Source organism: Roseibium aggregatum, from assembly GCF_014692675.1.
GTDB classification, from domain to species: domain Bacteria; phylum Pseudomonadota; class Alphaproteobacteria; order Rhizobiales; family Stappiaceae; genus Roseibium; species Roseibium aggregatum_C.
In genome coordinates this window covers 68358-82092 of sequence record NZ_JABFCZ010000023.1, presented here as the reverse complement: position 1 = coordinate 82092, position 13735 = coordinate 68358, and the positions used below count along the sequence as shown (strand labels likewise).

Annotated in this window: 9 protein-coding genes; all 9 read left to right on the top strand. The window is 63.9% G+C overall.

Annotation, left to right across the window (positions count from 1 at the left end; all coding sequences use genetic code 11):
• Positions 1–6: 6 nt before the first annotated feature.
• The 9 genes from HK439_RS19725 (at position 7) to HK439_RS19685 (ending at position 13676) form a co-directional block, all read left to right on the top strand.
• Positions 7–792 (top strand): ABC transporter ATP-binding protein, encoded by a 786-nt coding sequence (locus HK439_RS19725; RefSeq protein WP_190293195.1) that lies wholly within the window; start codon positions 7–9, stop codon positions 790–792.
• On the top strand, positions 785–3013 hold the full coding sequence (locus tag HK439_RS19720; protein WP_190293194.1) for an ABC transporter permease: 2229 nt from the start codon (positions 785–787) through the stop codon (positions 3011–3013). Before HK439_RS19725 ends, HK439_RS19720 begins: the two co-directional genes overlap by 8 nt.
• Positions 3013–3843, top strand: coding sequence for a phosphoenolpyruvate hydrolase family protein (locus HK439_RS19715; RefSeq protein WP_190293193.1), 831 nt, complete (start codon positions 3013–3015; stop codon positions 3841–3843). Before HK439_RS19720 ends, HK439_RS19715 begins: the two co-directional genes overlap by 1 nt.
• A gap of 40 nt (positions 3844–3883) precedes the next feature.
• On the top strand, positions 3884–6097 hold the full coding sequence (locus tag HK439_RS19710; RefSeq protein WP_190293192.1) for a flotillin family protein: 2214 nt from the start codon (positions 3884–3886) through the stop codon (positions 6095–6097).
• Between the two features lie 36 nt (positions 6098–6133).
• Positions 6134–6574, top strand: a complete 441-nt coding sequence (locus HK439_RS19705; RefSeq protein WP_190293191.1) for an SRPBCC family protein — start codon at positions 6134–6136, stop codon at positions 6572–6574.
• 45 nt (positions 6575–6619) lie between these two features.
• The gene (locus HK439_RS19700) at positions 6620–8173 is read left to right on the top strand and encodes a zinc-binding dehydrogenase (RefSeq protein ID WP_190293190.1); all 1554 of its coding nucleotides are present in this window, start codon (positions 6620–6622) and stop codon (positions 8171–8173) included.
• Between the two features lie 402 nt (positions 8174–8575).
• Complete coding sequence (locus tag HK439_RS19695) at positions 8576–9535, top strand: helix-turn-helix domain-containing protein (RefSeq protein WP_190293189.1); 960 nt, start codon at positions 8576–8578, stop codon at positions 9533–9535.
• Between the two features lie 148 nt (positions 9536–9683).
• Entirely contained in the window at positions 9684–11711 is a 2028-nt protein-coding gene (locus HK439_RS19690) for a hydantoinase/oxoprolinase family protein (RefSeq protein ID WP_190293188.1), read from the top strand.
• Positions 11712–11714: 3 nt separating this feature from the next.
• Positions 11715–13676, top strand: a complete 1962-nt coding sequence (locus HK439_RS19685; RefSeq protein ID WP_190293187.1) for a hydantoinase B/oxoprolinase family protein — start codon at positions 11715–11717, stop codon at positions 13674–13676.
• Positions 13677–13735 lie beyond the last annotated feature (59 nt).

Genomic DNA, 13735 nt, shown 5'->3' with positions numbered 1-13735 from the left:
CCGACCATGGCAACGAATGTCGCCGCATCACGTCTGCAGGGAACCGGCGCCAATGCGCTGGAGCTCGATGACGTCGGCCGGCAGTTCGGCGCCCTGACGGCCCTCTCCGGCATATCGATGAGGATCGCGGCCGGGGAACGGCGCGCGGTCCTCGGCTCGAACGGCGCGGGCAAGACCACGCTGTTCAACACGATCACCGGCGACTTCAACCCGACGAGCGGCACCATCCGCTTCTTCGGCGAGGACATCACCACACTCGCCGCCTACGAACGGATCCGGCGCGGGCTGCGCCGCACCTATCAGATCTCGCAGCTTTTTACCAATCTCACCGTGCTGGAGTCGGTCTATCTCGCCTGCCGCGGCGTTTCGCGCCGCCGGTTTTCCCTGCTCCGGCCGAGCCCGTCCGACGGAGCGATGGCGCAGGCGGAATCGATCGTGCATGCCGTCCATCTCGATGACGACAGGAACGCCACCGTGGGAATGCTGTCGCACGGCCAGCAGCGGCAGCTCGAAATCGCGCTCGCCCTTGCCGGCGCGCCGCGCTTTATCCTTTTCGACGAACCCGCCGCCGGCCTGTCGCCGACCGAACGCCGGGACCTGATCGAGATCCTCAACGCCCTGCCGAAGCACATCGGCTACATCATCATCGAACACGATCTCGACGTGGCGCTGCGCGTCTCCGAATACGTCTCCATGATGCACAACGGCCGGCTCTTTACAGAAGGCACGCCGGAGGAGATCGAAAACGATCCGACGGTCCAGGAAATCTATCTGGGAGGCGGGCATGGCTAGGTCCTCCGAAGTCAAGCCGCGCGCAGTGCTCCAGATAGACGACCTGCACGTCTATTACGGCGAGGCCCATGTGGTGCAGGGCGTGTCGCTCGCACTGCAGGCGGGCGTCATGAGCGTCGTCGGCCGCAACGGCATGGGCAAGACCACGCTCTGCAACGCGATCACCGGGCTGAAGGAGGTCCGCTCCGGATCGATCCGGCTTCACGGCCGGGAAATCTCCCGTCTCGAACCGCATCAGATCCACAACGCCGGCGTCGCCTATGTGCCGCAGGGCCGCCGGGTGTGGCCGAGCCTGAGCGTCGACGAACATCTGCGGCTCGCCGCGACCGGCGGTGACGAGGCCGCCTGGACGCTCGACCGCGTCTACCAGACCTTCCCGCGGCTCTTCGAACGACGCGGCAACGGCGGCTCCCAGCTTTCCGGCGGCGAACAGCAGATGCTGGCGATCTCGCGCGCGCTGCTTGCCAATCCGAAGCTCCTGGTGATGGACGAACCGACCGAGGGGCTCGCCCCGGTCATCGTCGACCAGGTCGCCGAGATGATGCTGCAGCTCGGCCATGAAGGCGACATGGCGATCCTCGTCATCGAGCAGAACATCGGCGTCGCGACCTCCGTGTCCGACACGGTCGCAATCATGGTCAACGGCCAGATCAACCGGACACTGGAAGCAAGCGTGCTTGCCGCCGACCGGGATCTGCAGCAGCGCCTGCTGGGGGTCGGGCGCCATGCCGAGGATGACGTCGAACCGGCCGACGACACGATGGCAGCCGGCGAAAGCGCGCGCGAAAGGCTGGCCGACGTCTATGTGGTTGAACGGGGGGAAGGCAGCGGCACGCCGTCGGCGTCAGGCGCGATCCGGACCGTCTCGCAGATGCCGAACCGCTGGAACCTGCCGGCGACCAGCCTGCGCGACGAAATGGTCGGCCGTCGCAATCCGGAAGCTGATGAGGTCGGCCAAAAGGTCTTCCAGATCCCCTATTCGGAGCGGATCGGCAAGACCGCCTATATCGCCGGGACCTTCGACACCAAGGGCCAGGAACTGGGCTACCTGCGCGACTGCATCAAGAAGCTCGGGATCCCGGTCCGCACAATCGATGTTTCCACTTCGCAAAAGCCGTCGCGCGCCGATGTCACGCCGCTCCAGGTGGCCGGCTATCATCCGCGCGGATCGACGGCGGTCTTCAGTGACGACCGGGGCGCATCGGTCGCCGCCATGGCAGAAGCGTTTTCTCGCTACATGGCCGCTCAGCGCGGCGTCGGCGGCCTGATTTCGGCAGGCGGGTCCGGCGGCACGTCGATTGCGACCGCCGGCATGCGGGCGCTCCCCATCGGCATTCCGAAGGTCATGGTCTCGACCGTCGCCTCCGGCGATACGCGCGCCTATGTCGGCGCGTCCGACATCAACATGTTCCATTCGGTGACCGACGTTCAGGGGCTCAACCTGATCTCCGAACGGGTACTCGCCAATGCGGCCCATGCGCTCGCCGGCATGGTCGCGCGCCTGCCGAGCGGCGAGGAGATGGCGGCGTCGCGCGCCAAGGCGCGCCCGACGGTCGGCATCACCATGTTCGGCGTGACCACGACCTGCGTCCAGGCCGTGCAGAAATCGCTGGAACACGACTACGACTGTCTGGTCTTCCATGCGACCGGCACCGGCGGCAAGGCGATGGAAACGCTCGGCCATTCCGGTCTGCTGACGGGCTTTCTCGACATCACCACGACCGAGGTCGCGGACATGATCGTCGGCGGGGTGTTCCCGTGCGACCGCGACCGCTTCGGTGCGGCGATTGCGACCGGCCTGCCGTGGGTCGGATCCTGCGGCGCGCTCGACATGGTCAATTTCGGACCGCGCGACACGGTGCCCGAACGGTTCAACAGCCGGAAGTTCGTCATTCACAATCCGTCCGTGACCCTGATGCGCACGACGCCGGAGGAAAACCGCGCCTTCGGCGAATGGATCGGCGAGCGGATCAACCTGATGGAAGGGCCGGTCCGCTTCCTCATTCCCGAGGGCGGGGTGTCGATCCTGGACAAGCCGGGCGGGGCCTTCTTCGATCCGGCCGCCGACAAGGCGCTGTTCGATGCCATCGAAGCAACCGTGCGCCAGACCGCGCGGCGCCAGATCATTCGCGTAAACGCCAATATCAACGATCCGGCATTCTCAGACGCGCTTGTCAGCGCGTTTGCGGCGGTCGCCGGTCCGACGAGGAGGTCCGCCTAGTGCCGAGATTTGAACGCAAGCAGCTGGTCGAGAAATTCCAGCAAATGAAGCGCGACCGGGTGCCGATCGTCGGCGGCGGCGCGGGCACCGGCCTGTCCGCCAAGTGCGAAGAGGCCGGCGGCATCGACCTGATCGTCATCTACAATTCCGGCCGCTACCGGATGGCGGGCCGCGGGTCGCTGTCCGGCCTGCTCGCCTATGGCAATGCCAACGACATCGTGGTCGAGATGGCCCGTGAGATCCTGCCCGTCGTCACGAAGACGCCCGTTCTCGCAGGTGTGAACGGCACCGATCCGTTCTGCATGTTCGAGCCGTTCCTGAGACAACTCAAGGACATGGGCTTTGCCGGCATCCAGAACTTTCCGACCGTCGGCCTGATCGATGGCACCTTCCGGGCCAATCTGGAAGAGACGGGCATGTCCTACGCCCAGGAAGTGGACGTCATCCGCATGGCCCGCGACCTGGACCTGCTGACGACGCCTTACGTCTTCTCGCCGGACGATGCGGCGGAAATGGCGAAGGCGGGCGCCGACATCATCGTCTGCCATCTCGGGCTGACGACCGGCGGATCGATCGGTGCGGAGACGTCCCTCAAACTGGAACAGTGCCCGGCGCTCGTCGACGCATGGTCGGAGGCCGCCCTCAAGGTCAACAAGGATGCGATCATCCTCGTTCACGGCGGTCCGGTGTCCTCGCCCGAGGATGCAGCCTATGTGCTCAACCGGACCACGAACTGTCACGGTTTCTACGGGGCCTCCTCGATGGAGCGGCTGCCGACGGAAACCGCAATGACCGAACAGACCAGGAAATTCAAGGCGGTGACGTTCTGAGACCGGACGGCCCGAACCATCGCATGAAGGGAGGAGACACATGTCAGGCGAAATGATTGGTCAGATGCTGATCTGGCTGGTGGTGGTCGTCATCGCAATCGTGGTGGCCGTCTACATACTCAGATGGCTCTACAGGCGCTCGACCAAGGAAGTGGCGTTCGTTCGGACCGGTTTCCTGGGCGAGAAGGTGGTCGTCAACGGCGGCGCCTTCGTCATCCCGGTGCTGCACGAGATCACGCCGGTGAACATGAACGTCATGCGCATCGAGGTGCCGCGCCGCGACGAACAGGCGCTGATCACCCGTAACCGCATGCGCGTCGACATCGTGGCGGAGTTTTTCGTCCAGGTCGGATCGTCGAAGGCGGCGGTCGCAGCCGCGGCCCAGACGCTCGGCAGCCGGACCATGCAGGAAGACGGGCTGATCTCCCTGCTCGAGGGCAAGTTCGCGGCCGCCATGCGCACCGTCGCCGCTCGCATGACCCTGGAGGAAATGCACGAGCAGCGCGGGGAATATGCGGAAGCGGTGCGGGAAGTGGCTTCCCAGGCGCTCGCGCGCAACGGCCTCGAACTGGACACCGTTGCCATTGCCGACCTGGACCAGACCGGTCTTGAGTTCTTCGATCCCTCCAACGCATTCGACGCCGAAGGTCTGACCCAGATCACCGAGTCGATCGAAGCCCGGCGCAAGATGCGCAACGAGATCGAGCAGCGGACGCTGGTGGAGATCCGGACCCAGAACCTGGCCGCCCAGAAGCAGGTGTTTGACATCGATCGCGACCAGGAATACGCCCGTCTCGAACAGGAGCGCGAGCTTGAAATCCGCCGCGCGGCCCAGCGCGCGGAGCTGGTGCGCGAACGTGCGCTGAAAGAACAGGAAAGCGAGCAGGCGCAGCTGGCTTCCCGCGAGGCGGTCGAAAAGGCGCGCCTGGCCCAGGAGCGGTCGATCACAGACGAGCGCATCAAGTCGGAAGAAGAAACCCAGCGCCGGGAAATCGCGCGCCGCCGGGCGATCGACGAAGCGGAAATCAAGAGCCGCGAACAGACCGAACGCGAGCAGATCACTCTGGAACTCGAACTGGAAAAGGTCCGGATCGCCCGCGATCTGGAACGCCGGGAACGGGAGATCGCCAGCGAAAAGGCGATCGAGATCCATGCGCTCGAACGCCAGATCGCCATTGCGGAAAAGGCGGTCGAAGTCGCCAAGGCCGAAGCCGAGAAGCAGCGCAACGAGATCGTCCAGAACCAGATGACCGAGGCCGAACGGGTCGCTCAGGAGCGGGCTCTTGACGAGGTCCGGATCGAGCGGGAACGCCGCCTCGACGGGCTGCAGATCGCCAAGCGTCAGGCCTTCGAGGAAGCCGAACTCGCCATGTCCGAGGAGGTGGAACGCGCACGCCTTGCCACCGAGCGGGCCGTGGCCGAAGCGCGCATCGTCAACGAGCGCGAAATCTCTACGGCCCGGGTCAATCGCGACCGTACCGTCGAGATCGCCGAGATGGAAAAGGCGGTGGCGCTGGCCCAGAAGTCCCAGGAACGGTCGTCCGCTCTGGCGGCGGCGGCTGCGGTCCGGGCCAAGGCCGTGCAGGCCGAGGAACAGGCGCTTACTGCCCGCGAGAAGGAAGTTGCCGAGCGGCGCAGCCTGACCGAGCGGATCGCCACCGAGCGTGAGGTCGCCCGGGAGACGCTGAAGGTCACCGGCCGCGCCGACGCCGAAATGAAGGCGGCCAAGAGCCTGGCCGAGGCACAGAAGATCGCGGCCCTTGCCAAGGCGGAAGCGGAGAAGATCGCCGCCCTTGCCGCCAGCGAACGCTACAAGGTCGATGCCGACGGTCAGCGCGCCCTCAACGAGAGCGAGAACGCCCTGTCGGAGGATGCCCGCCAGGCCCGCATCCGCGAGAAGCTGCTTGAACGGCTCGAAGGCATCGTTCGCGAGAGCGTCCGTCCGATGGAGAAGATCGAGGGCATCAAGATCCTCCATGTCGACGGCATGAACGGGCATGACGGCAGCCGCAAGAACGTCACCGACGAGGTGATCGACTCCGCGCTGCGCTACCGGGTTCAGGCCCCGATGATCGACAACCTGATGAAGGAAATCGGCATCGAGGGCGGGTCCATGGGACGGATGACGGATGTTCTCCGGGATGCCAAGGACATGGCCTCGCTGGTGGACAAGGCGGAAGGCAAGGCTTCCGGAAAGTCCGGCAAGGGAAAGGACGCATCGAACGATGACGACGACCGTGACCGCGACCGCTAAGTCAGCCCCGGCACGTTGCGGCACGCGGAGGCGGACATGACCCGCGTCTACGTTTCAAGCGTGATCCCCGCGCCGGCGGCAAGCGTCTGGCGGCGTGTCCGGGACTTCAACGGCCTGCCGGAGTGGACGCCCTTTGTCGCCGAAAGCCGGATCGAACAGGGCCTGCCCTCGGACAAGGTGGGCTGCATCCGCAACTTCACCCTGACCGACGGGGGAAAAATCCGCGAGCAGTTGTTGGCCCTGTCGGACTACGACATGAGCTGCACCTATTCGATCCTCGAAAGTCCCATGGGTGTCGAAGACTACATCGCGAAACTGTCGCTCACGCCGGTGACGGACGGCAATGTCACCTTCGCCCAGTGGCAGGCGGATTTCGAGTGTGCGCCGGAGCCGGAACAGGCCCTGATCGAGCAGATCGGCAAGGGTGTGTTCCAGACCGCCTTCAACGCGCTCAAGCAATCCTTCGGCGGACGATGACAATGGCTGGCCCGGCATCTTTCCACCAGCTTTCGGGGGATGGTCGTGGCGCGCGTCTGTGAAAGTGCGATCGTCGATGTGCCGATCGAAGAGGTCTGGCGCTGGCTTCGGGATTTCAACAGTCACTGGGACTGGCATCCGGCGATTGCCGAAAGCGAGATCGAGAATGGCTTGCCTGCCGACAGTGTCGGCGCCGTGCGCGCCTTCACGCTTCAGGACGGCGGCTTTCTGCGCGAACAGCTTCTGAGCCTCGATGACGAAACCCACGAACTCAGCTACTGCCTGATCGAGTCTCCGCTGCCCCTCTACAATTATGTGGCGACCATCCGCCTCAAGCCGGTGACCGATACCGGCGCGACGTTCTGGCAGTGGGAAAGCGAATTCAATCCGCCGGCCGACCGCGCGCGCGAACTCAAGGCCCTGGTCGCGAACGACATCTACCGCGCCGGCATGCGCGCGCTTGAACGGCGATTGCGCGAGGGGCCATCGGGCGGAGGTGATGGTATTCTCCGCGTTGCACGCGCGCGGGAGAGCAAACCGCTCTATGAACCGGCTCCTAAAGAAGCCGATGCGCAACGATCAGAGGCAACGACCGCACCAAACGTTCAAGCGACCGGGAGCCTGCAGGCCCGCGCGGTCGTGATGGACCGCTATGGCGGTCCCGAAGTCCTGTCCCTGCGCGACATGGATGTGCCGCTGCCGGGTCCCGGCGAGGTGCGGATCCGGCAAGCCCATATCGGGGTCAATTTCATCGATATCTATTGCCGCACCGGCTACTTCGACCTGGTCTCACTGCCCGGCGTTCCCGGCATGGAGGCGGCAGGTGTCGTCGAAAGCGTCGGTCCGGGCGTTTCCCATCTCGCTGTGGGCGACCGCGTCGCCTATGCCTGCCCGCCGACCGGGGCGTATGCGTCCGTTCGAACGATGAGCGCCGACCTTGTGGTGCGCATTCCAGACTGGCTCGATACCGCCCATGCGGCCGCCGGTCTGCTCAAGGGCGTGACCGCCGGTTTCCTGCTGCACGACGTTCATACCGTCGAGCGGGGCGAGTGGGTCGTCGTCCATGCGGCGGCGGGCGGCGTCGGCACCCTGATCACCCAATGGGCGGCCGCCCTCGGCGCGCGGGTGATCGGTACCGTGTCGGATCAGGAGAAGGCCAGGGTCGCCGAAGCCAATGGCGCCAGCGAGGTCCTCATCGGACGTCGAACGGAATTCATCGAGCGGGTCAGACAGTTGACCGGCGGCCGCGGCGCCGATGTCATTTATGACGCCATCGGCCGCGACAGTTTCGATGCCTCCGTCGCAGCCCTCGCCATCCGAGGCCATCTCGTTTCCTTCGGCCAGGCCTCCGGCGACATCGGCCCGCGCGAAATCGGGCCGATGGCAAGCAAGTCCATTACCCTGTCGCGCCCCAACTACGGCCACTACATCGCCGACCGGGCAATGATGACCATGCAGGCGGAACGGCTGTTTGAAGCCCTCGACCGGGGGTTCCTGACGATCCCTGAGCCGCAGGTCGCACCGCTGGAAAATGTCGCCGAGGTGCACCTCGAACTCGAGGCTGGCCGCACGACGGGAGCGATCGTTCTTGAGGCGTAAAGGCCTGTTATCAAACGGTTTCAGCTCGACTCCCAATAGCTCGACCTTTTTGACCGATCCCTTGAAACGCAAAAAAATCCGGCTGAGGACCGGGTTATTTTTGTTTGGTTGCGGGAGCCTGATCACACCGAGACTTGAAATTCCAGATGTTTCTCACGCCCGACTATCGCCGGGTGTGGCCAGGTAGCCGACACATTCAACGAATTTCCAGTCGATATCGAACAGGTTCCAGGCGGCACACTGGCGGAATCCATCTCTCCGGATCGCACATTTCGCAAGAAATGGTCCCCCAGACAAAAATTTATGCGCAAATTACCAAGAGCGCACCGGCCGATATGGTATCGTTTTTGCCTGAAATCCGAGTGTCGGACATGCAATGGTAAAGACACGCGAGTAACGAAGATGGCAGCGTTCAGAGAAACGGGCGACGCTCGAAACGGCGGCGACAAATGGCAGAAGGAAGTATCCGAGGCTTATTTCCCTCTGGATATCGAATGCCACGACCGGACCCGGTTCTCCGGTCAGATGCAGCGCTGGTCGCTTGGCATCGTCGGCCTGTCTCGCATCCGTTGCGACGGGCTCATCTACCGCCGCCATAACCGGCATTTCCTGAACGAAAACGATAGTTCCCTGCTGATCGCGATCCCGGAAGACACCGAGATCCAGTTCAACCAGAACCAGAGGCGGACCACCTGCAAGCCGGGTGGCTTTCTCGTGGAACGGAGCGACGCTCCCTATGAATACTGGCACGGGCGCCCGAACCGCCAGTGGGTGCTCAAGGTCCCGTCCGCCAGCGTCCGGGCTCGGGTCGGCGCATCCGAACGGCTCGGCGGCCTTACCTTTGATGCATCCCAGGGCGTTGCAGCCTATTTTCTCAGCAGCCTTCGAAACATCGTCCAGCATGTGGAGATGGTCGATGACGCTGCGAGAGAGGCAGCGGGCAATCATCTGCTGGAACTGCTATGCCTCACGATCCGAAACGACCAGCGGGTTCTGGGCAGCAACACATCGTCGATCCGCGCCGCCCATCTTGCCAGGGCGGAGCAATTCATCCGCGACAATCTGAAAGAGGCGGAGCTTTCGCCACAGATGATCGCCGACGCCTGCGGGATTTCGGTGCGCTATCTGCAGCAGCTTTTTTCCGAAACCGACCAGTCGATCAATGTCTACATCCGCGAACGGAGGCTGAACCGCTGCGACGAGGAACTGCGGGCCACGATGTCGGACCGGACCGTGGCGGAAATCGCCTATCGCTGGGGATTCACGGACCAGTCCCAATTCTCCAAATACTACAAGGCCCGCTACGGCCGGACACCAAGCTCCACCCGCAAGGAGACCGGCCGCTTCCAGAAGCGGGAATAATCCGCATCCGATGAAGGATCCGGCGCAGATCCCGGAACATCCGGGACGCACCTGATCCCCCTTTCATTCCGAACTGATCCATTGCCTCGGCGGAGACGCTCTCCGCCGAACGGCCGAACTTTGCCTGCGTTAATCCCGAGGAACTCAAATGGCCAATACGCGCGTCGCCGTCGATGTGGGCGGCACCTTCACCGATATCTGCATCATGGACGAAACCACCGGCGCGATCCGGATCGAGAAGACGTCCTCGACGCCGGACGATCCGATGCGCGCCGTCATGAACGGCGTCGGACAGGCGAATATCGACCTGACCGACGTGTCCATGTTCTCCCATGGCACGACGGTCGCCACCAATGCGCTCATCACCCGCAATCTGCCACGCACCGCGATGGTGTGCACCGAAGGCTTTCGTGACGTGGTCGAGATCCGCCGCGCCAACAAGGAGGACCTTTGGGACACCTACAAGGACGTTGCCAAACCCTATATCAGGCGCCGCGACCGCCTGACGGTGCGCGAACGCGTCGATGCCGAAGGCCGTGTGCTCACGCCACTGAATGAGGACGATGCGCGCCGTGTCGCGAACGTCCTGAAGAAACGCGGTGTCCGGTCCATCGCGGTCTGCTTCATGAACTCCTATGTGAATCCGGAGAACGAGAAGCGCATGCGGGACATCCTCAAGGAGGTGCTGCCCGATATTCCGGTCTCGATTTCAGCCGAAATCATGCCCGAGATCTTCGAACACGAACGGTTCTCGACAACCATGGCCAATGCGGTCGTCTCTCCGGTGGTGGTCGATTACGTCGCGCGGCTGAGCGACCGACTCGCCGAGGGCGGATATGCCCGCGAGCTGCTTCTGCTGCACACCGGCGGCGGCGTCATGACGCCGAACGCCGTGCGTCATTACGCGGCCCGTCTTGCCGGATCGGGCATCGCGGCAGGGGCTATTGCAAGCCGGTTCATCGGCAATCTGTGCGGCTTCCCGAACACCATCGGCTTTGACATGGGCGGCACCTCGACCGACGTCTCGCTCACCTATCAGGGCGAACCGCGGATCACCAAGGACTGGTACATCGAATACGGCTACCCGATCCGCTTCCCCTCCATCGAGGTGCTCACCATCGGGGCCGGCGGCGGCTCGCTCGCCTGGCAGGACGAGGGCGGATCGCTTCGCAACGGTCCGCAGTCGGCAGGCGCCTATCCGGGGCCGGCCTGCTACAAGAACGGCAACCGGACGGCGACCAACACGGATGCCAATGTGGTGCTGGGGCGTCTTGGAACGTCGCTCGCCGGCGGCAAGATCACCCTGGACCCGGCCCTGGCAACGGAAGCGGTCCGGTCGACGGTTGCCGAACCGTTCGGCATGGAACTGCATGAAGCGGCCGAAGCGATCGTGCGCGTTGCCAACGCCAACATGGCCAATGCCGTGCGTCTGCTCTCGATCTCGCGCGGCTACGACCCGCGTGACTTTGCCCTTTGTGCCTTTGGCGGCGCCGGCGCGCTGCACGGTGCGGCCGTGGCCAGGGAACTGTCGATCCCGACCGTGATCGTCCCGCCCAATCCGGGCGTCACCTCCGCCCTTGGCTGCCTGCTGGTCGATATCCAGCACGACTTCTCCGACAGTTTCATGAAGCGTGCGGACCAGACCGACCCGGCGGAGCTCGAGGCCGCCTACCGGAAAATCGAAGCCGAGGCGCGCGCCCAGCTCGAACGCGAGGGCGTCGGTGAAAAGGACATGGTCATCACGCGCAGCGCCGAGATGATGTATCACGGCCAGTGGCGGTCCCTGGAAGTCCCTGTTCCCGCGGAAATCACGGACGTGCAGGACCTTGTCGACGCCTTCCACGCCGAGCATGAGCGTGAATACAATTATGCCCGCAAGGAGGCCGCGGTTTCCATCTTCCGCGTGGCAGTCAAGGCGATCGGCCTGGTGCCGAAAGCGGAGCTGCAAAAACATGACGTCAGCCCCTACACCCCGGACCCGGTGACCCGGCGCCCGGTCTGGTTCGACGGCACCGAATATCAGGCGGATATCTACGAACGCGAGGCGCTGACCGCCGGCGCCAAAATCACCGGACCGGCGATCATCGAACAATTCGATTCCACGACAGTGATCCCTCCCGCCATGAGCACCGAGGTGGACGCCTACATGAACATTCTCATCGACACGAAGGGCTAAGGCATGACTTCCAACGAAACCAACCCGCTCGATCCGGTCACGTTCGAGGTGCTGAAAAACTCCTTCATCACCGCGGTCGACCAGATGGCGGAGCAGATGCTCCGCACCTGTTATTCCTTCGTGATCTACAACCGCGATTTCTCAAACGGCCTGCACGATGCGGAGGGGAATTCGGTCGCCCAGGGCAACCAGGACATCGCGGTGCATGTCGGCACGCTGCATTTCACCTGCAAGGACGTGATCCGCACCTTCGAAGGCGAAATGAAACCCGGCGACGTCTACGCAATCAACGACCCTTATGCGGGGGGAACGCATTTCAGCGACGTTCGCCTGATCCGGCCGATCTTCGACGACGATACGCTGATCGCCTTTTCCCAGTCGAACGGCCACTGGTCCGATCTCGGCGGCTCCGTCCCGGGTTCCTTCGACGTCTCCGCCCGGGACATGTTCCGCGAGGCTGTACGGATCACCCCGGTGCGCCTTTTCCGCGCCGGAGAATTCTGCCACGACGTGGCGGGCATGATCGCTGCCAACACCCGCGATCCGGCCTCGATCATCGGCGACATCCATTCTCAGGCCCAAGCTACCCAGGTCGCCGAACGCGAGGTCTTGCGCCTTGTGAAAAAATACGGCCGCGGGCAGGTTCTGCAGGGCATGAACGAGGTGCAGGACTATGTGGAACGCGCTGCCCGCCAGCGCATTGCCGCCCTGCCCGACGGCACCTGGGAAACCGTCGACTATATCGACCGAGACCCGGGCAGCGGCGAGGGCATGATCCCGATCCGGGTGAAGATGACGATCAAAGGGGACCGGATCCACTATGACTTCACCGGGAGCCATCCGACGATATCGTCGATCTACAATTCGGCGCCTGGCGCGACCTTCTCGGCCGTCGTGGCGGGAATGAAAACCTTCTTCCCGGATCTGCCGCTCAACAGCGGATTTTACCGGATGATCAGCATCACGGCTCCCGAAAACAGCGTTGTCAGCGCCGAATGGCCGGTCGCCGTGACCGGCTTCCTGATGCCGTTCGAGAAGATCATGAACGCGATCTTCGAGATGTGGTCCAAGATCATGCCCGAACGCGCCATTGCCTGCGCCTTCAACCTGGAATACCTGCTTGCCGGCGGACGGGATCTGCGGTCCCCGGAAAAGCCGATCTTCATGTTCTACGAATGGCTGCCGGGCGGCTGGGGCGGCCGCAACGGCAAGGACGGCTCCGATGTGACCACCGCCTGTTTCGGGACCGGGCTGATGTCGCAGCCCAACGAAGGCAACGAACGGGTCAATCCGACACGCACGACCGAGTTCCAGATTCTGCGCGACAGCGCCGGACCGGGCAAGTGGCGCGGCGGAACCGGCGTGCAGAAAACCTCTGTCCTGCTCGACAGCGAAAACGCCGTCATGTCCTATATCTGCGACCGGGAACGGGCCGTGGTCTGGGGCGTTGAGGGGGGGCTGCCTTCCATGCCGCACGGGCTATCGATCCGCCGGAACGGGGAAGACGCCTCCAAATGGCTGGGGTCGGTCTTTTCCGATTACCCCGTCTACACCGGCGATGAATTCGCCCGGCCGACGGCCGGCGGCGGCGGGTTCGGCGATCCGCTGGAACGGGATCCGGAAGCCGTGCGCGAGGACGTGATCGACGACTACGTTTCCATCGAACGCGCCGCCAGGGATTACGGTGTGGTCATCCGGGAAGTCGACGCCGACCTGTGCGAGTACGAGATCGACCTGCCCGCGACCGAGACGCTGCGCGCCGACCTGCGGTCCAAGCGCGTCGGATGGGCGCGGATGGCTCCGGAGGAGGTCTCGGACCTCTACAAGAAGGGCGAGATCGATGTGCTGGACGTGGTGCGCCGCCATGCCGTGATCCTGGACTGGGAAACGGGAGACGTCCTGCCCAAGACGACGGAGCAGTTCCGGGACTCGTTTGAAAAGCGCACCGTCGCCCACTGGACCTGATCTGCTTTCCACCCAGGTCCGGTCCCGGCGTGGCCCGGAAAAGAAAAAGGGAAGCGGGC